Origin of the sequence: Bacillus sp. 0102A (assembly GCF_036765155.1) — a bacterium.
GTDB classification, from domain to species: domain Bacteria; phylum Bacillota; class Bacilli; order Bacillales; family Bacillaceae; genus Bacillus; species Bacillus subtilis_G.
This window is the reverse complement of the sequence record NZ_JBAIZW010000007.1, coordinates 266,309-285,741: the sequence shown is the minus strand read 5'-3', so window position 1 is coordinate 285,741 and position 19,433 is coordinate 266,309. Positions and strand designations below refer to the sequence as shown.

The following is a 19,433-nucleotide window of genomic DNA, read 5'->3' as shown; positions in this document are numbered from 1 at the left end:
TTTTCATTCATAAAACGGGGGATGAAAGGAAAAAAAAGCTATGAAAATTAAAAGAATCTTAAATCATAATGCTATCGTCGTAAAGGATCAAAGTGAAGAGAAGATTCTCTTAGGTGCAGGAATTGCTTTCGACAAAAAGAAAAATGATATTGTCGATCCGTCAAAAATAGAAAAAACCTTTGTCAGAAAAGACACAGCTGACTATAAGCAGTTCGAAGAGATTTTAGAAACATTGCCGGAAGACCATATTCAGATTTCCGAGCAAATTATCTCCCATGCCGAAAAAGAGCTGAACATTAAAATCAACGAGCGCATACACGTCGCTTTTTCAGACCATCTTTCCTTTGCGATCGAACGCCTGAGCAATGGAATGGTGATCAAAAATCCGCTGCTGAATGAAATCAAAGTCCTTTATCCCAAGGAATTTCAGATCGGCTTGTGGGCCAGAGCGCTGATTAAAGATAAACTGGGGATACACATTCCTGATGATGAAATCGGCAATATCGCCATGCATATCCACACAGCAAGAAACAATGCCGGTGATATGACACAGACGCTTGATATTACAACTATGATCCGTGATATCATTGAGATTATTGAAATTCAGCTATCAATCAATATTGTAGAAGATACCATTTCTTATGAGCGGCTTGTGACCCATCTCCGCTTTGCGATCCAGCATATCAAAGCGGGGGAATCCATTTACGAGCTGGACGCAGAAATGATCGACATTATTAAAGAGAAGTTTAAGGATGCATTCCTCTGTGCCCTAAGCATCGGTACATTCGTGAAGAAGGAATACGGCTTTGTGTTTCCTGAAAAAGAATTATGCTATATCGCCATGCATATTCAGCGATTTTACCAACGGTCAGTCGCACGCTGAGGCAAAAAAAAACGCTTTTGAGATGATCAAAAGCGTTTTTATATTCAGTTTATTGGTTGATCGCCGGATTGCTGATCGTATTCCACTTCGTATACGACATGTAATGGAAATACTGGTCGCGATACGGGTGTTTCGTATTGGAATTCCAAGGCTTTTCTCCGCCGCAGAAGTGGACAATGGCCGGGTTCTCTCTCGTTTCTCTATAAAGCTTCTGGCCTGACAGCGTCGCAGGCGTTTTTTGTTTTAGTATGATATAGGTTTGAGCGTTCCAGCGCGGATGAAGTTCATACCACTGATCATACAAGATCGCATTCAGCGCATCTTGGTCGTGAAGCACAAGAAAGTCTTCAGACGGGTTTTCATTGATAAAGTTGATGACTTTTTCAGTGATGTTTTGCTTTCTCCAAGAATCAAAGTCAATAATCATCATACCTGAGTTAAAATACTTCCCTGTATCACTGACGTTCATTTCTTTCAGGCGTTCATGCTGCCCCGCATCCTCAACAGCAGCAACCGTATATGGCGCAATATCCAAGTCCCACAGTTTCGAAATATCCTCCAGAATAATCGCGTCACAATCGATATAAATCATTCGTTCGATGCTTTCATCCTTAATTAAGTCGGGAATTGAAATGCGGTAATACGCCGCTTTTGTAATATGGCTGCTTTCCACCGCATGTTCATACATGTTGGCATCCACTTCTAAAAATTCAATCGGCACGCCGAACTTCAATGTGGATTCTTCCAGTCTTTTTTTGTTATCAGGCGTAATTCCGCCATCAATGACGTATAGTTTTAACTCTCTCTCCCGATCCATGTTTGTCAATAAAGAAACGAACATTCCACCTAAATGACGAGCATAATTATCATCAGCGCATGACACGATATGCATAATTTCATCTTTCTTCAATGGTATTCATCTCCCTTTGTGTTGTACAAGTTACATTCCCGATTTCAGAAAAGTAAACACTATTCATCAATACTTTTTTAGACAGAATGTGCTATACAACAAAAAAAGGCGTCATGTTTTGAACCTGCGATAAAGCCAATAAAGAATGTAAAAGCATGCGATCGTAATGGCTTCAGCCGAAACGATATACCATGGCCACGGCCCGAGAACATCCAAGAGAGAAGAGCCGCCCGGTTTTTTCGTCAAATACATATAATTCGCGCCAAGCCAGCGATCAAGCAAATAAATGCAGACCCCGTACACATTGACAATGAGGACGGTCACCCACAAAGAACGCTGTCTAAGCCTGTACGTCCCAATTACCGTCATCAGCAGGCAGGAGAGAAACACAGATCCGTGCGAAATAAAAAAGAGGATATATCGAATATGCGGAAAAGAAAACATACCGAGATCAGGAGTGGCAAGAGCCTGAATCGAACTGCCGATGCCGACAAAGTATAAAAATACAAACAGCTTCCTGCTTTTGGTCACCAGCATAATGGCCGACAAATACACCGACAGGTCACTAAGCTGGAGAGGCAATGAAGTCCGCACCGACCACCTGCCCGCGGCGATCATCCATATTTGATAACCGATTTGCGAACCAAGCAGCAGAAAGACAAACAAATAGCGCAAAAACTGGCTGAGTTTAGGCCGTTTGACCGTCTGGCGGAACAAAAACAACAGAATGGCCAAGACGGCGATCACTGCTAATGTCACCACATGCTCTGCTGAAAAAAGGTGAAACGGATCATGTTTATGAACGGCTTGAACATATTTTTGCAAGATGGCACCCCCGTTTGCAGGTTTTTGTTTATTTTGGTGTTGTTTTGGCCTTTTTTATTCAATCAAGCGAGAAAACGATAACAATTGTTGATCTGCTCGTCACATTGGAGCTCTTACCTTCGAAGAGCGAGCCATGCCGCATGATTCAAAACGGCGGTGTTCGAATTGACGGAGAGAAAATAACAGATATCCACGCTGATGCAGAGATAACTGAAAATATGATTATCCAAGTCGGCAAACGCAAGTTTTTAAAAATCCAATAGCCTGTTATCCCAAAACGCTTATGACCCCTCATTCATAAGCGTTTTCCGCAGGTATAAAGCACTGTCTTTTCAAAACCGCTTTCCAATTTGCAGGAGATTCTTTTAGCATCCCGAAATATTCCCCATCCATACATTAGGGGAGGTTTATTTTCGATGAAAAAGTTTTTGACTGTAGTGACGATGGCCGTTTTAACTGCCGGAACGGTTCTCTTGCCGGCACAGAGTGTCACACCTGCCGCGCGCGCTGTTCAAATACCAGACAGTGAGCGAGAGCTTCCATTCAAAGCAAAGCGTGCGTACTCAACCATTTCTCAGCTTAGTGAAGCAATCGGCCCCAGAATAGCCGGAACGGCCGCTGAAAAAAAGAGTGCCCTTTTGATCGCTTCATCCTTGAGAAAATTAAAGTTTGATGTGAAGGTTCAACGATTCGGTATTCCTGACCGGCTTGAGGGAACGCTTTCTTCAGAAGGACACGATATTCTTCTCCGAGCGGCATCCGGCTCAGCCCCTACAGAAAAAAAAGGGCTGACGGCTCAGCTTTACACTGCCGGCTTGGGCTATCCAAAGGACTTCACCGCTGACGCCAAGAGCAAAATCGCCTTGATTTCCAGAGGAGACCTTACATTTTACGAGAAAGCGAAAAATGCCCAAACCGCCGGAGCCAAGGCTGTCATCATTTATAACAACAAAGAAAGCCTCGTGCCTGTGACGCCAAACCTGTCAGGCAATGAAGTCGGCATTCCCGTCGTCGGAATTAAAAAAGAAGACGGCGAAACCCTTACCCAGCAAAAAGAAGCAACCTTAAACCTAAAAGCAATCACAAACCAGACCTCCCAGAACATCATCGGTATCAAAAAACCGAAGAACATCAAACATCCAGACATTGTATACGTGACGGCCCATTACGACAGTGTTCCTTTTTCGCCCGGAGCAAATGACAATGGCTCAGGAACCTCTGTCATGCTGGAAATGGCGCGCGTCTTAAAAAGCCTTCCTTCCGACAAAGAAATCCGCTTTATCGCTTTCGGCGCTGAAGAGCTTGGCCTGCTCGGCTCATCATATTATGTAGATCATCTATCGGAAAAAGAGTTGAAACGAAGTGAAGTGAACTTCAACTTAGACATGGTAGGCACAAGCTGGGAGAATGCGTCTGAGCTGTATGTCAACACATTGGACGGCCAATCTAACGCTGTTTGGGAATCCAGCCATACAGCCGCTGAAAAAATTGGGTTTGACAGCCTGTCTCTGACACAGGGAGGATCGTCTGATCATGTGCCGTTCCACGAAGCCGGCATTGATTCCGCCAACTTTATTTGGGGAGACCCTGAAACTGAAGAGGTTGAGCCGTGGTATCATACCCCTGAAGACTCGATCGAACATATCAGCAAAGAACGCCTTCAGCAGGCCGGCGATCTTGTGACAAACGCTGTCTATCAGGCTGTGAAAAAAGAGAAGAAACAAAAAGCCATTAAAAAACAAATGAAGGCCAAAGCCTCCGACATTTATGAAGATATCAAATAAAAAAGACGGCACGTTGCTGCCGTCTTTTCTAATCCACTTCTTTCTTAATCCCCAGCATTTTCTCATCTAAATAATGGGCGATCTCCGCGGCTTCCTTCAGCTCATCTGTTAATGGCTTAGGAACGTCATTGTTCAATTTATAGTAAATTTTATGCTCAAGACTCGCCCAAAAATCCATCGCGATCGTCCGAATTTGAATTTCCGCTTTAACGTATTCCACACGGTTCGTTAAATTCACAGGCATCTCAATGATTAAATGCAGGCTTCGGTAGCCGTTCGGTTTTGGCGTCTGGATATAATCCTTTACCTTTACGATTCGCAGGTCATCATGCTGCTTTAAGACATTCACGACATTATAAATATCCGAAATAAAGGAGCAAATGATGCGAACACCGGCAATGTCGTGAATGTGCTCCTTCATTTCCTTCGTCGTAATCTCGCAGCCCTTTCTCATTAACTTATTCACGATGCTTTCAAAGCTTTTGACACGGGATTTCGTATGTTCAATCGGGTTGTGTCCGTGAATGAGGTTATATTCCTGGCTGATAATTGAGAACTTTGTATCCAGTGCATCAAGCGCAAATTTATAAACTAATAATTCATTTTTCCAATCTTCCATTACCGTTTTTAAATCGTCCATATGTGTTACAGATAAATCCATTTTCGTCATCTCCTTTAACGGATCTTTATCCGCTGTCCCTGTACTAGACGTCCCTGCTTCCAGTATGGTTCTATGAATTTTTTTACAAAATGCGGTCAAATGTAACAAAAAAAGACCGCACGAAAAACAAGCGGTCTTTCTTTTTACCGGAAGTAGCTGATCAATAATCCGATTGAGAGCAGGAATCCGAAAAATGTATTCGTTTGGGCTGTTGATTTCATTGCGACAATCATATTCATCGGCAATTCTTTTTGGACGAAGCCCTTCACTGCCTGAACCGGCTTAGGCACGCTCAAAAAGACGACAAACAGCCACGGGCTTGCAGCACCGGTGATGACCAAGCCGACAACCCAGATATAAGCGACAGCAAACGACGCAGCTAAGACCGTGACAGCTCCCTTATGCCCCATCAAAATCGCTAATGTTTTGCGTCCGCCTTTTTTGTCCTCTTCAATGTCGCGAATGTTGTTCGACAGGTTAATCGCACCGACAAGAATCGCAATCGGGATCGAAATCAAAATGCTTTGCGTATTGATCCTATCTGTCTGAATGAAAAACGATATCAGCACAAACACCGAACCCATACAAATGCCTGAGAATAACTCACCGAACGGCGTGTATGCAATCGGCAGCGGCCCGCCTGTATACAGGTAGCCGATCGCCATGCCGACAAGGCCGATCAGAGCCAGCCACCAGCTGCTGCTCGCGCAAATATAGACGCCGAGTAAAATGGCTATCCCATATGATACAAGGGCTAATTGCAAAATCGTGATCGGCTTCATTCCGTGGCGTACAATCGCACCTCCGATTCCGACAGATTCTGCTGTATCTAACCCGCGTTTAAAATCGTAGTATTCATTAAATAAGTTCGTCGCAATCTGGATCCATAAGCAAGAAAACAGCATAGCCAGAAACAGCAGCAGATCAACCTTCACATAAAACATCGCCAAAACCGTTCCGAGCAGCACAGGCACAAACGATGCGGTTAACGTATGAGGACGGGTTAACTGCCAAAGGATCTGCCCCATGCTTTCTTTTTCCGGCGCTATCTGACCCTCACCCTTATTTGTTTGGTTCATCTTCCTCTTCCTTTCTATTAAAAGGCTTACTTTTTTTCAGCCGGCAGCTTTGATAAAAACTCCTTTTGCTTCCTTATCTATCATAATGACTTCTCCCCCATTTCACAAGATACCGCAAGAAGGCGTTTTCTTTCTTATTATACGCTTTCCGCCCCGATTTCATCAGGTTTCTGCTTTCACCTGAACGAACAAATACAGAAAAATTTTTTTAAGTGCATTACGCTTTTTAAAAGTTAAAAAGATCATTTTTACTCCTTCTACCTTTTCCTTTTATAATGAACCAGCCCCAGACAATTCATTCTTGCCCTAGCGGGTATAAAGATTCATTTTCAATAGCAAAATGCCGATATATTTATTTGAGGAGTTTAGGGAAAAAATGAAACTTTTTGAGCATCTAATCGTCAAATACTCATGTGATTGTCGAAAAAACGGGAAAGGACTTTTGATATGCTGCAATTGATGAAACAGCTGTATGAAAAGCCCGCTGTCAAGTGGACATGTCATACAGGTTTTTATTTGATAATACTGCTTGTTTTGTTTTTTATGTATGGTTTTCACACCGCGAACACCGGTTCATATATTTATAACGATTTCTAATTGGAGAGAGAATAAAGATGAAACTTTTACATGCTATTCAAACACATGCGGAATCTTATCCGCAAACCGTTGTCTTCCGCTCTCAAGGCCAGTCGCTCACGTATCAGGAATTATGGGAGCAGTCTGACCGTGCGGCTGCCGCGATCCAACAACGCTTTTCCGGGGAAAAGAAAGCCCCTATCCTTGTGTACGGCCATATGGAGCCGCACATGATCGTTTCCTTCTTGGGAAGCGTCAAAGCGGGACACCCTTATATTCCGATTGATCTGTCGATTCCGTCCGAGCGGATCGCGAAAATTATCGAAAGCTCTGGAGCAGAATTGCTGATCCATGCAGCCGGACTTTCAATTACAGACAGCTACCAAGTTCAGACGGTTTCAGCAGAAGAACTGCTGGAAAACGAAGACGGCTCTGTCAGCCAAGGTCAATGGGTCAAGGAACACGAAACGTTTTATATCATTTACACTTCCGGAAGCACAGGAAATCCGAAAGGCGTGCAGATTTCCGCCGCGAATCTTCAAAGCTTCACAGACTGGATTTGTGCAGATTTTCCAGTCAGCGGAGGAAAAACATTTTTAAACCAAGCGCCGTTTTCATTTGATTTATCTGTTATGGACCTTTATCCGTGCCTTCAATCAGGCGGGACTTTACACTGCGTGACAAAGGATGCTGTGAATAAGCCGAAAATCTTATTCGAGGAGCTGAAGAAGTCCGGGCTGAATGTGTGGACTTCAACGCCTTCCTTTGTGCAGATGTGTCTGATGGACCCGGGTTTTTCACAGGACCTGCTGCCTCATGCGGACACATTTATGTTCTGCGGAGAGGTACTCCCGGTTTCTGTTGCAAAAGCGCTACTTGAGCGTTTTCCGAAAGCAAACATCTTTAATACGTATGGTCCGACCGAAGCAACAGTAGCTGTCACATCCGTTGAGATTACGGATGACGTCATAAGCCACAGTGAGTCGCTTCCCGTCGGCTTCGCTAAGCCAGATATGAACATTTTCATTATGGATGAACAGGGACAGCCGCTTCCTGATGGAGAAAAAGGAGAGATCGTCATTGCAGGGCCGAGCGTAAGCCGAGGCTACCTTGGCGAACCTGAACTGACGGATAAAGCGTTTTTCTCTTATCAAGGCCAGTGGGCATACCGGACTGGCGATGCAGGCTATATTCAAGATGGTCAGATTTTCTGCCAAGGACGTTTGGATTTCCAAATTAAACTTCACGGCTACCGAATGGAGCTCGAGGAAATCGAGGTCCATGTCAGACAGTCTCAGTACGTTCGCTCTGCTGTCGTGATTCCGTATCAGCCAAACGGAACAGTCGAATATTTGATCGCGGCTATTGTGCCTGAGGAGCATGAGTTCCAGAAGGAATTCCAGCTGACAAGCGCCATTAAAAAAGAGCTTGCCGCTTCCCTTCCGGCGTATATGATTCCGAGAAAATTCATTTACCAAGATCACATTCAAATGACGGCTAACGGCAAAATTGACCGGAAACGCATCGGCGAAGAGGTTCTTGTATGACGCCTTACAGCTCGTTTTTATTCTTTATACTGCTTGGCATTCTTCTTCTGCCGACGATCATTCTCGGCCTGAACGGAAAAAGATTTCAAGCATACAACATGTTCATATCTATCATTATATTGGCTTTAATTTTTTCGCACGACTTACACGGGGTCATCGCACTGTGTCTGTTTACGATATGGCAGGTGCTCCTGATCAGCGGCTACTTGGCATACAGGCAGAAAGCGAATAGCGGCTTTGTCTTTTGCGGAGCTGTGATCGCGTCGATTCTGCCTTTATTCTTGTCAAAAATATGGCCGTTTCTTTCACACCCGCAGCCGCACCACCCGCCACATAATCTGATCAGCTTTTTAGGGATTTCGTATTTAACCTTTAAAGGCATTCAGCTGATTATGGAAGCAAGAGACGGTCTGCTGAAGGAACAGCTGCCGCTACACCGCCTGCTGTATTTTATCCTGTTTTTCCCGACGATTTCCTCCGGCCCGATCGACAGATACCGCCGGTTCGTCAAGGATGAACAGAAGGCTTGGACGAAAGAAGAATACGCCGATCTATTGTATACAGGGATTCATAAAATCTTTATCGGTTTCCTGTACAAGTTTATTATCGGCTACGCAATCAACACGTACTTCATCATGAATCTTCCCGCGATCACGCACAATAAGATTCTTGGGAACCTCCTGTACATGTACGGCTACAGCATGTATTTATTTTTTGATTTCGCCGGCTACACAATGTTTGCCGTCGGGGTCAGCTATATAATGGGCATTAAATCACCTGAAAACTTTAATAAACCGTTTATCAGTAAAAATATTAAAGATTTCTGGAACCGCTGGCATATGTCTCTGTCATTCTGGTTCAGAGATTATGTGTTTATGAGATTTGTATTTTGGATGACAAAGAAAAAGTGGATCAAAAACCGTATGGCCGTCTCAAACATCGGGTATTTCCTGCTGTTTATGCTGATGGGGGTTTGGCACGGGCTTGCCCCGCAATATATCATCTACGGCCTCTATCACGCCGTGCTGATGACGTGTTACAACTTTTTCGAGAAGTGGAATAAGAAATACAAATGGCTTCCGTCCAACCGCTGGACAACCGTTCTCGCGATTGTGATCACGTTCCACTTCGTTTGCTTCGGATTTTATATTTTCTCAGGAAAACTATTTCATCACCACCATTAAAGGAGATTAGAAAGCTATGGAATTTAAACAAGAGGTATTAGACGTTTTAGCAGAGGTTTGCCAGGATGACATCGTAAAGGAAAATCCTGATATTGAAATTTTTGAAGAAGGTTTGCTTGATTCTTTTGGAACAGTAGAATTGCTGCTTGCGATTGAAAACCGTTTTGATATTTTAGTGCCGATCACTGAATTTGACCGGGATGTATGGAATACACCTAACAACATTGTAAATCAGCTGTCTGAGTTGAAATAATGAAAAAGCGTTTTTTCGGTCCAATTATTTTGGCGTTTATTCTATTCGCAGGCGCCATCGCAGTTCCATCTTCATGGCTGTCAGGCTTCATCACCGATAAGCGGGTGAAAGAATCAGCAACAGCCTTGAACCCAAGTATGTTTCAAGGGCTTTATTTACAAGACCAGATGCTCAAAGATCCGGCATATCTTCCGATTTACGGATCTTCTGAGCTTTCCCGGCTGGACGAATTCCATCCATCTAACTATTTTCAGGTGAACAATGAGGGGTTCACGCCATACCTTGTCGGCAAAGGCGGATCACAGTCATTGATTCATTCTTTAAACTTCGCTGCCCATATGGATCAGTTGAAGGGCAAAAAAATCGTATTCATCGTGTCTCCGCAATGGTTTATTAAGCGCGGGTCTGATGAACAGCATTTCGCGCCGAACTATTCAGCGCTGCAAGGGCTTGATTTGGCGTTTAACGAGCAGGTCGACCCCGATGTGAAAAAGAAAATGATGAAACGCATGCTGCGCTTTAAGGCCGTGCAAAACGATGCAATTCTTTCCGAGCTGTACAAAGCAATCGTAAACGGGCAGACGTGGAAAGTGAACGCGCTAAAGCCGGCGGCAAAAGTGTATTACAGCATGCTGGAAAAGAAAGACCTGTATTATTCAGCGACGGAATCATCCGGTCCAAAGCGGCATATCTCACAGTCAGTAAAGGATAAGTCATGGACTGAATTAAATAAACTCGCAGAACAATCCGGCAAACGCCACTCCGGGTCTAACGATTTTTACATCGACAACCCTGTTTATAAAAAGCTAAAACCGAAAGTGCCTAAGCTGAAAGGGAAAAACAAAGGAAAATCGTATGCGGTGTCACCGGAATACGGTGATTTCGAGCTGATGCTTGATATCCTGAAGGATGCGGGAGCAGAACCTATGTTTGTCACTATCCCTGTTAACGGAAAATGGTACGACTACACAGGCTTTCCGAAAAAAGGCCGCACTGACTATTACCAAAAGGTGAATAAACAGATTAAAGCGAAGGGCTTCCAGATTGCTGATTTTTCAGGGCATGAACATGACCCGTACTTCATGAAAGATACCATTCACATCGGCTGGAAAGGCTGGGTGTATGTCGATAAAGCGATTGACGAATTTTATAAAACCGGAAAAGTCACTTCGTCCTGAGCATCTCATAGGACGCGGCTGCATATTTCCTGCTCAGATTTGAAATAGTAAAGGAATCACAGCCAACTGAATTAGAGGTGTTACATCCATGAAGATGACAGGCAATACAGTTTTAATCACAGGCGGTTCCGCGGGCATCGGGCTTGAACTGGCCAAGCGGCTTTTGGAACTCGGCAGTGAAGTCATCATTTGCGGACGCAGCGAAGCGCGTCTCAAGGAAGCGAAACAGCAGCTCCCAAACATCCACACAAAGCAAAGTGATGTTGCAAACCGTTCGCAGCGGGAAGCTTTGTTTGAATGGGCTCTAAAGGAATTTCCGGAGCTGAATGTTCTCGTCAACAACGCGGGCATTCAAAAGGAAATCGACTTTGCCAAAGGGACTGAGGAGCTTTTTGTGGACGGAGATGAAATTGAACTTAATTTCCAAGCGCCTGTCCATTTATCAGCCCTTTTCACACCTCATTTGATGAAGCAATCCGAGGCGGCAATTGTTCAGGTCACGTCGGGGCTTGCGTTTAACCCTTTAGCTGTTTATCCAGTGTACTGCGCAACAAAAGCGGCGCTGCACTCGTTCTCGCTTACGCTCAGACACCAGCTTCGCGATACGAGCGTGGAAGTGATTGAAATGGCGCCTCCTATGGTGGACACGGGATTAAACCAAAAGTCACGCGATAAACAAGGCCTGACGTACCGTGGCATTTCAGCTGAAGAATATGTTCAATATTTCTTGGACCGCTTGAAAGAAGGCAAACAAGAGATTACAAATGAACGTGTTGAAGGTCTTCGAAACGCCACTCGCGCCGATTATGACAGGGTGTTCGAACAAATGAACATGCAGGAGAATTAATTTCTCCTGCTTTTTTCTTATGAATTTCTTACAAATTTGAGCAAACCTATTGCGAATATTTGTTGAAGGTATACAATAGAATATAAATTATTTTCAAATAAGTTTGATAATATAAACAATTTAACAGCAGGGAGATTGACCATGACTAAACATACGATTCACGTTGAATTGACATCAACAAAAAAACCGAAACCAGATCCTAATCAGCTTTCGTTCGGAAGAGTGTTTACAGACCACATGTTTGTAATGGACTATGCGGCAGATAAAGGATGGTACGATCCGAGAATCATTCCTTATCAACCCTTTTCAATGGACCCGGCCGCAATGGTATATCACTACGGCCAAACCGTGTTTGAAGGGTTAAAGGCTTACGTGTCAGAGAATGACCATGTCCTGCTTTTCAGACCGGAAAAAAATATGGAGCGCCTGAATCAATCAAACGACCGACTCTGCATCCCGGAAATCGATGAAGAACAGGTTCTCGAAGGTTTAAAACAGCTTGTCGCAATCGATAAAGACTGGATTCCGAATGCGGAGGGCACGTCCCTTTATATCCGTCCGTTCATCATCGCAACCGAGCCTTTTCTCGGTGTTGCGGCATCTCATACGTATAAACTATTTATCATTCTCTCTCCGGTCGGCTCTTATTATAAAGAAGGCATCAAGCCGGTCAAAATCGCTGTTGAAAATGAATTTGTCCGTGCGGTAAAAGGCGGAACGGGAAATGCCAAAACCGCGGGAAACTACGCTTCAAGCTTAAAAGCGCAGCAGGTAGCCGAAGAGAAAGGATTTTCTCAAGTGCTCTGGCTGGACGGGATTGAGAAGAAATACATCGAAGAAGTCGGCAGCATGAACATCTTCTTCAAAATCAACGGTGAAATCGTAACGCCGATGCTGAACGGAAGCATCCTGGAAGGCATTACGCGCAATTCAGTCATCGCCTTGCTAAAGCATTGGGGCCTTCAAGTTTCTGAACGGAAAATTGCGATCGACGAGGTCATCCAAGCCCATCAAGACGGCATCCTTGAAGAAGCTTTCGGAACCGGTACAGCGGCTGTTATTTCTCCAGTCGGCGAGCTGATCTGGCAGGATGAAACACTGTCGATTAACAACGGTGAAACAGGAAAAATCGCCAAAAAACTATATGACACGATTACTGGCATTCAAAAAGGCGCTGTCGCAGACGAATTCGGATGGACGACCGAGGTCGCAGCGCTGACTGAAAGCAAGTAAGAAAAAGCCGGCCCACTGAAGGCCGGCTTTTCTATGCTTCAATCTTGTTAAAGAACTGCGGCAGATACCTTTTATGCGCCTCAAGCATTTCGTCTAAAATCTGTTTAGCGACCGTGTCGGACGGAACGAGCGGGTTAATCGCCATGGCGAGGAGCGCTGTTTGGTAGTCGCCTGTGACAGCCGCTTCTGCCGCGACACGTTCAAAGGATTTGATTTGCTGGACGAGGCCCCGGACAGATACCGGCAAGTCGCCGACAGCAATTGGCTGAGGGCCGTTTTTCGTCATCACGCAGTTCACTTCAACCGCGGAATCGTCTGGGATGCTGGCTATCGCACCATTATTGATCGTGTTTACCGGCTGAATATCGTGTTTATCATTGTAAATGGAGCTGATTAAATTACACGCGGCATCGCTGTAGTAAGCGCCGCCCCGTTTTTCCAGCTGCGGCGGTTTGATCGCAAGGTTCGGGTCTTTGTAGAGTTCGAATAGCTCTTTTTCGACCTTCTGCACCACTTCAGCGCGAGTGCCTTCCGTTTGTGATGCTTCCAGTTCGTGCTCCAGCATCTCTTTTGTTTTAAAATAGTACCGGTGGTAGCCGCAAGGGATGATATCGAGCGCTTTTAAAAATTCCGGCTCCCACTCTGCGCCTGAGATGTTTTTCATCGTCATCGCATTTTTCGGATCACCCATTGCTTCGATGACTTGATCCTTCACACTGACGCCGTCCAAGAAGACATCCAGCCCGAACACCATATGATTCAATCCGGCGAATTGGACTTCTACGCGGTCCACATCTACATCAAGCGCTTCGGCAACACCCATTTTAATGCCGATAGGAACATTACAGAGACCGACAACTTTCTTCAGGTTGGAGTAACGAAGCAAGGCTTCTGTCACCATGCCGGCAGGGTTTGTGAAGTTAACGAGCCATGCGTTCGGGCAGAGCTCTTCTATGTCCTTTGCGATCTCAAGGATGACCGGAATCGTGCGCAATCCTTTAAACAGGCCTCCCGGGCCGTTCGTTTCCTGGCCGATGACGCCGTATTTTAATGGGATGCGCTCATCCTTGGCTCTTGCCTGCAGAAGTCCGACGCGGAATTGAGTCGTGACAAAGTCTGCGTCTTTCAGCGCTTTTCTTCGGTCGAGCGTAAGATGAATGTCAATCGGGACACCGGCTTTTTCAACCATCCGTTTGGCGAGCGTGCCGACAATATTGAGTTTTTCTTCGCCCTCAGGGATATCGACGAGCCATAATTCACGGACAGGCAGCTCCTCATACCGTTTAATCAATCCCTCCACTAGCTCTGGCGTGTAGCTTGAACCTCCGCCAATCGTTACAATCTTTAATCCTTTTGTCATATGCTTGCTCCCCTTTGCTCGGTGACTTTTTCATATAACTCAATGATCTCCGCCGCCAGGTCCTTCACTGTCATCGCATTCATTAAATGATCCTGTGCATGAACCATCAGAAGCGTCATTTCCGTTTTTTCTCCGCCCGCTTCATTTTGAATCAGCTCTGTCTGATAGTGATGGGCTTTTGACAATTCTTCTGCGGCATCTTGAAGCTTGTTCCGCGCTTCTTCTGCGTCACCGCTTTTCGCAGCGGCAATGGCCTCCATTGCGGAGCTCCTTCCGTTTCCTCCGTGAAGGATGATTTGAAAAATGATTTGCTCCATTTTCTCATTCACGCGATTCACTTCCTTTCTCTACAGAGCCGCTTCTTTGTCATCTGATGCTGCAGGCGTTTGGGCCAGCTCTAGATCGTTTTCTTCTTTCAGCTTCTGTTTATCCCACATTCTGAAAAACGGATAGTAGACAACAAAGGATACGGCGAGATTAATGGCTTGCATGACCGCACCTGAGACTTTCCCCCCTGTCGCCAAATAGCCTGAAAAGATTGGCGGCATGGTCCACGGCACTGCGATCCCCGCCGGTTTGGCGACAAGCCCGGTGCTCATTCCGATGTATGTGAGTGTCACTGTGACAAGCGGCGTGATGATAAACGGAAGTAAAAGCATCGGGTTCATGACGATCGGCATTCCGAAAATAATCGGTTCGTTAATATTGAAGATGGCCGGCCCGATCGCAAGCTTTCCGAGCTGCTTCATTTGTTTGCTTCGGGCGCGCAGGAACATCGTGACAACCAGCGCCAAAGTTGCGCCGCTTCCGCCGATATTAATCCAGATATCAAAAAATTGCTGGGTGAAAATCTTAGGCAGCTCCTCACCGGCTTGGAAGGCAATCCTATTGGCATCCATGGCGCCGTACCAAATCGGTGCCATGACGCCGCCAACAATGTTTGCTCCATGAAGACCGCAGGCCCATAAAAGCATTTTGACGGCTTCAGCGACAAGGCTGCCTCCGAGGCTTCCGCCAAGAATAGAAAGCGGCGTCCCCAGTAGAACGCTTACAATATTATGAAGGCTTTCAAACGGTGTCGCTTCAACAATCAGCCGGGCTGCCCAAATCAGGAAGATGACGGCAAAGCCGGGAATTAACGCGACAAATGACTTGCTGACTGCCGGGGGAACACCGTCCGGCATTTTGAAGACCAAATTGCGCTGGATAATGAGGCGGTAAATCTCAGTTGATACCATCGCGATAATCATGGCGACAAACAGACCTTTGCTTCCCATGAGTGTTAGCGGAATTCCGCCGCCGACCATGATTTCTTTCGTCGAACCATCAGGCGTAAACGGCACTTGATACGGTGTCGCTAACAAAAATGCCGCAAGTGAAATAGCTCCGGCCGACAAGGCATCCACACCATATTTCTCGGCGAGCCGGTAGGCGATGCCGAACGCGGCGACAAGACCCATAATTTCAAAGGTGGCGTCAACTGGGTAAGCCAGTTTTTCAGACCAGGAGCTTCCAAACGTTTTGGCCATAAACTCAGCGTAGCCCGGGATCGGGAGGTTGCCGATGATGAGGAAAAAGGAACCGATGATAATCAGCGGCATCGTGAGAATGATACCATCACGCAGCGCCTGCAAATGACGCTGGCCCGCAATTCTTCCCGCTATAGGCATGACCTTTTCTTCTAAGATCTGATTGACTTTATTCACATAGCCCGCCCCTCTCTATGACACATGTCCAAGCTGTTCAGCCGATTTCAGCACTTCCGCCCCGTTGCACGTGCCATAATGGACGGTATTAATGACGTCTACCGGAACCCCCTTTGCCTCTCCTAATTTTTTCAGCTGCGGAAGCATATAACGGACTTGCGGGCCGAGAAGCAATACATCCGCTTTATTAATATGTTGTTGTACAGAATCCCCTGAAACTGCCCAAATGGTATAGTCTTTTCCTTGTTCCTGCGCACTTTTTTCCATCTTGCTCACCAGTAAGCTGGTAGACATGCCTGCTGCACAAACGAGTAATATATTCATGTAAAAGACCTCCTAGAGTTTGATCAATTTTGTCATGTCCTGCTGTTGATATCATCATATTATGAAATCGCTTTCATAAACACTCAAGGTTTTTCCGCAGGAAACGGAAAAAAGGTATATACAGGCTGTCAGCTCAGCATTTTTTGGTCAAACACTTCCGAAAGCTCTTGATACGAACGGCATTTGATCAGCTGGTTTACCGCCGACGGGTCATCCAACATGCTGCCGAGCAATTTGTACATGCTTTGCAAATCCGCTTTGTTCTCCTTTTCAACACAAAGCAGACAAACAAATTGAACACGCTGACTCTCCCAATCTATCGGTTTTTTCAGCGTACAAACCACCCAAAACGTTGTTTTCGTCTGCGGAACGAGCGGGTGCGGGATGGCAACAAGATTGCCAAAGCACGTTGGCGACATGGCTTCTCGTTCAAAAATGGAAGCGATGAGTTCATCATCTGCATAGCCGCAATCAACCGCTTTCCGCCCTAAAAATTGAATCACTTCTTCTTTTGAGCGCAGATCCTTCTGGAAGAAAACGAGGTCTTTTTTCAGGTAGCGGACCGCTTTTTCTTTTTCATCCCTTAGAATGGATTCTATTTTTGTAAAGTCGGTTCCGCCCAAGAGTGTGTTGACCTTCAGCACTGGTACAGGCAGCTCTTTTTTGATCGGGATGGTGCTGATGACAAAATCAATGGATTCATAGGATATCTGGTCAAGACTGTAATACTCAGCAGTTCCCAGAATATCGAGCCGCTTGCCGAAATGGGAACGGAGTTTTTCACGCAGAAGCTGAGCGCTCCCGGCACCTGATGCACACACAATGATACAGCGTTTCGGCGGTCTTTCTGTTTTTTTTCGTTCAATCGCGGCGCCAAAATGGAGGGCCAGATAACCCATTTCGTTTTCATGAATGTCAATGCCCGTTTCTTCCTTTATCACCATTCCCGCAATGATTCCGGCTTCAAAAGCGAGAGGATAATGTTCCTTGATCGCTGCCAGCATCGGATTTCGCAGGTTCATGCCGTATCGATTGCGGCTGATCGCCGGCTTCACATGCAGCGCCAAGCCAATTTTCAGCTCTTTGTCATGCAGAATGCCGAGCTTCAGTTCACGATCAACGGCCTTGATCATAGCAAAAGTCAGCTGATCGGTTTCTTCGTCTATTGAAAATGTGTCTTCCCCGCATTGGGATTGTGTCATTCGTTTTGTGCCGAGGAGATGCATGGCGATATAGGCCGCCTCGTCTTTCGGAAATGTAACGACGAGAGCTGATTCCAGCTCTTTTACGATGGCTTTTGCAGCCTGATATTCTTTTTGATGCAGGATATGATCCATATCTTCCGGGAAAAGAGAGACATAGTTTTCCGTTCTGATTCGTTTACAAGCGATGGCGATATGGATGATGAGGTTATTCAGTCCCAAGTTAGAGAGAGGAATGCGGTCGTTTTTCATTTTTTTCAGGATGGCGGAACGGATGATCTCAATTTCTTCCTTCGGCAAAATATTAGTCTTTTCATTCAGAACATCAATCTCCGTTTCTCTTTCATCGACAATGTACTCAGCCATACAATATCTCATCTGCACCTCGTCCCCGCGCAGCTTGAAGCCGTAATTCGGTCGTGTTTCCATGACGATGCGGTAAGGCACCAGCCGTCTCTTTACTTCTTTTAAGTCCGTTTGCAGCGTAGATTTTGAGATAAATAGTTCTTCAGCCAATTCATCGAGCTTGAGGTAATGCTCCGCCAGCAGCAGCCGTTTCATAAGATAAACCATTCTCTCCTCCGGCAACACCGGCAGGCCCTTTTTTTGCTGAAATACATCTTGCAGCAGCGTTCTGAATGTCTGCTCATCATGAATGCTGAGTTTGTAACCGGAGCCTCTTACCGATTGGACCAAGGCGCCATGACCGTTCAGCACACCTTGCAGTTCCTTTATATCATTGCGGACCGTCCGCGTCGTTACGTTTAATTGCGCGGCAAAAAACGAGCTAGTCACCGGGGATTCAGCCGCCATCAGCAAGCGCAGAATATCACGAAGTCGCCCATGAAGCATGAGAAAAACCTCCTATCAAGTAGATGCAGGGATAAAGTCAATAGGCAGAAAGGATGGTGAAGGAATGAAATGTATATAAATTCTATAATGGAGAGAATGGCAAGTCAATGAACATCGGGAGGACAAGAGGGAAAACGGACCCATAAAAAAACAGCCGGGTTCAGCCGGCTGTTCGGGATGAAGACGTGTTCTTTTGTTTTGATGCCTTCCGATCCTTCATGATTTTTCGTACAATCGGGTAAATGAGCGGCGCCCATTTGATAACGGTTTTGATCATCTTTTTCAAAGCTCCGATTCTCCCTTCTTTTTTCTCAACCATTCCCCTGATTGTCTTTTGCATAAACATGCTAACGCGACACGTACCTATTTCCCTTCACCCAGAAACGCCACAGATAATCGCGGGCCTCTCCGCTGTTGTCAATGCCGATGCGCGGGCCGGTTGAGATTTCTTCCGGTGTGTACCCGCTTTCAATGTAAAGGGGCTGTTCCGTGATCCAGCGTCCGTAGTCATTCATCGTGACGCCAAGCGCTTTCGTCAGCTTTCCAGGTCCGTTTGTCCATTCCCTCGGACGTCGGCCCGGCCTTCTCTCCTCCATTAACAGCTGCCCTTCATGGGGCTCAATCGCCCTGATTAGTACCGCTTGCGGCACATCCTCTTCTGCGGCAACGACATTCAGCAATGTATGGGTGTGCATGACGTATGTATACACCCGCCCAGCTTCCGCAAACATAATCTCAGTCCGCTTCGTCCGGCGGTTGTTAAAGCTGTGGGCCGCTCTGTCTCCAGCTCCCATATAGGCCTCTGTTTCCACAATATAGCCTGACGCAGTGCCTTCGTCTGTCTCTTTAACCAGAAGGCAGCCGAGAAGCGCCGGGGCAAGCTCAAGGGCGGTTTTTTGATAAAACGTGATGGGCAGCGGATGTCTTTCTCTCGTCACGAATCGACCTCTCCTTTTACCGATTTTTTTACATTGTACCATTCCCCAACCTGATGAAGAAAAACGGCTGTTTTAAAATCTTTCCATTCAG

20 protein-coding genes and 1 pseudogene are annotated in these 19,433 nt (G+C 45.8%); 10 read left to right on the top strand and 11 right to left on the bottom strand.

Annotated features, from left to right (window positions below; translation table 11 throughout):
* Positions 1–40: 40 nt before the first annotated feature.
* Positions 41–883 carry a transcription antiterminator SacY gene (sacY, locus tag V6D41_RS17150; protein WP_087993215.1) on the top strand — a complete coding sequence of 281 codons (843 nt, stop codon included), beginning with the start codon at positions 41–43 and terminating at the stop codon, positions 881–883.
* A 49-nt stretch (positions 884–932) separates the two neighbouring features.
* On the opposite strand, the gene V6D41_RS17145 is transcribed toward sacY, so the two are convergent.
* Together V6D41_RS17145 and V6D41_RS17140 are read right to left on the bottom strand one after the other, a co-directional pair.
* On the bottom strand, positions 933–1,793 hold the full coding sequence (locus tag V6D41_RS17145; RefSeq protein WP_333519036.1) for a glycosyltransferase family 8 protein: 861 nt from the start codon (positions 1,791–1,793) through the stop codon (positions 933–935).
* A 111-nt stretch (positions 1,794–1,904) separates the two neighbouring features.
* Entirely contained in the window at positions 1,905–2,618 is a 714-nt protein-coding gene (locus tag V6D41_RS17140) for a YwaF family protein (RefSeq protein ID WP_333519035.1), read from the bottom strand.
* Positions 2,619–2,686: 68 nt separating this feature from the next.
* Between V6D41_RS17140 and V6D41_RS17135 the strand changes: the two are divergent.
* Positions 2,687–2,881: pseudogene (locus V6D41_RS17135) on the top strand (tyrosine--tRNA ligase); the annotation flags it as partial.
* 153 nt (positions 2,882–3,034) lie between these two features.
* A complete protein-coding gene (locus tag V6D41_RS17130) occupies positions 3,035–4,402 on the top strand; it encodes a M28 family metallopeptidase (protein ID WP_333519034.1) in 1,368 nt (455 codons plus the stop codon).
* Positions 4,403–4,430: 28 nt separating this feature from the next.
* Here V6D41_RS17130 and ywaC read toward each other — a convergent pair whose 3' ends face one another.
* Both ywaC and V6D41_RS17120 read right to left on the bottom strand, forming a co-directional pair.
* The gene (gene ywaC / locus V6D41_RS17125) at positions 4,431–5,063 is read right to left on the bottom strand and encodes a GTP pyrophosphokinase YwaC (protein WP_148963369.1); all 633 of its coding nucleotides are present in this window, start codon (positions 5,061–5,063) and stop codon (positions 4,431–4,433) included.
* 143 nt (positions 5,064–5,206) lie between these two features.
* Entirely contained in the window at positions 5,207–6,142 is a 936-nt protein-coding gene (locus V6D41_RS17120) for a 1,4-dihydroxy-2-naphthoate polyprenyltransferase (protein WP_333519033.1), read from the bottom strand.
* A gap of 447 nt (positions 6,143–6,589) precedes the next feature.
* On the opposite strand from V6D41_RS17120, the gene V6D41_RS17115 reads away from it, so the two are divergent.
* From V6D41_RS17115 to V6D41_RS17085, 7 genes are all read left to right on the top strand, one after another.
* Entirely contained in the window at positions 6,590–6,739 is a 150-nt protein-coding gene (locus V6D41_RS17115; protein WP_039075082.1) for a teichoic acid D-Ala incorporation-associated protein DltX, read from the top strand.
* 17 nt (positions 6,740–6,756) lie between these two features.
* Complete coding sequence (gene dltA / locus V6D41_RS17110; RefSeq protein ID WP_333519032.1) at positions 6,757–8,265, top strand: D-alanine--poly(phosphoribitol) ligase subunit DltA; 1,509 nt, start codon at positions 6,757–6,759, stop codon at positions 8,263–8,265.
* Positions 8,262–9,449, top strand: a complete 1,188-nt coding sequence (gene dltB, locus V6D41_RS17105; RefSeq protein WP_333519031.1) for a D-alanyl-lipoteichoic acid biosynthesis protein DltB — start codon at positions 8,262–8,264, stop codon at positions 9,447–9,449. Before dltA ends, dltB begins: the two co-directional genes overlap by 4 nt.
* Positions 9,450–9,465: 16 nt before the next feature.
* The gene (dltC, locus tag V6D41_RS17100; RefSeq protein WP_003222263.1) at positions 9,466–9,702 is read left to right on the top strand and encodes a D-alanine--poly(phosphoribitol) ligase subunit DltC; all 237 of its coding nucleotides are present in this window, start codon (positions 9,466–9,468) and stop codon (positions 9,700–9,702) included.
* Positions 9,702–10,880, top strand: a complete 1,179-nt coding sequence (gene dltD, locus V6D41_RS17095) for a D-alanyl-lipoteichoic acid biosynthesis protein DltD (protein ID WP_333519030.1) — start codon at positions 9,702–9,704, stop codon at positions 10,878–10,880. Before dltC ends, dltD begins: the two co-directional genes overlap by 1 nt.
* An 88-nt stretch (positions 10,881–10,968) precedes the next feature.
* Positions 10,969–11,727: an SDR family oxidoreductase gene (locus tag V6D41_RS17090; RefSeq protein ID WP_333519029.1), complete on the top strand. Its 759-nt coding sequence runs from the start codon at positions 10,969–10,971 to the stop codon at positions 11,725–11,727.
* A gap of 141 nt (positions 11,728–11,868) precedes the next feature.
* Entirely contained in the window at positions 11,869–12,960 is a 1,092-nt protein-coding gene (locus tag V6D41_RS17085) for a branched-chain amino acid aminotransferase (protein WP_333519028.1), read from the top strand.
* A gap of 31 nt (positions 12,961–12,991) precedes the next feature.
* Here V6D41_RS17085 and licH read toward each other — a convergent pair whose 3' ends face one another.
* From licH to V6D41_RS17050, 7 genes are all read right to left on the bottom strand, one after another.
* On the bottom strand, positions 12,992–14,320 hold the full coding sequence (gene licH, locus V6D41_RS17080) for a 6-phospho-beta-glucosidase LicH (protein WP_333519027.1): 1,329 nt from the start codon (positions 14,318–14,320) through the stop codon (positions 12,992–12,994).
* Positions 14,317–14,649: a PTS lichenan transporter subunit IIA gene (licA, locus tag V6D41_RS17075; protein WP_333519026.1), complete on the bottom strand. Its 333-nt coding sequence runs from the start codon at positions 14,647–14,649 to the stop codon at positions 14,317–14,319. Before licA ends, licH begins: the two co-directional genes overlap by 4 nt.
* Positions 14,650–14,667: 18 nt before the next feature.
* A complete protein-coding gene (licC, locus tag V6D41_RS17070) occupies positions 14,668–16,026 on the bottom strand; it encodes a PTS lichenan transporter subunit IIC (RefSeq protein WP_333519025.1) in 1,359 nt (452 codons plus the stop codon).
* A gap of 15 nt (positions 16,027–16,041) precedes the next feature.
* Positions 16,042–16,350 carry a PTS lichenan transporter subunit IIB gene (gene licB, locus V6D41_RS17065; RefSeq protein WP_333519024.1) on the bottom strand — a complete coding sequence of 103 codons (309 nt, stop codon included), beginning with the start codon at positions 16,348–16,350 and terminating at the stop codon, positions 16,042–16,044.
* Positions 16,351–16,478: 128 nt separating this feature from the next.
* A complete protein-coding gene (licR, locus tag V6D41_RS17060) occupies positions 16,479–18,404 on the bottom strand; it encodes a transcriptional regulator LicR (RefSeq protein WP_333519023.1) in 1,926 nt (641 codons plus the stop codon).
* Between the two features lie 160 nt (positions 18,405–18,564).
* Entirely contained in the window at positions 18,565–18,723 is a 159-nt protein-coding gene (locus V6D41_RS17055) for a hypothetical protein (RefSeq protein WP_087993235.1), read from the bottom strand.
* 28 nt (positions 18,724–18,751) lie between these two features.
* A complete protein-coding gene (locus V6D41_RS17050; RefSeq protein WP_333519022.1) occupies positions 18,752–19,342 on the bottom strand; it encodes a DNA-3-methyladenine glycosylase in 591 nt (196 codons plus the stop codon).
* Positions 19,343–19,433 lie beyond the last annotated feature (91 nt).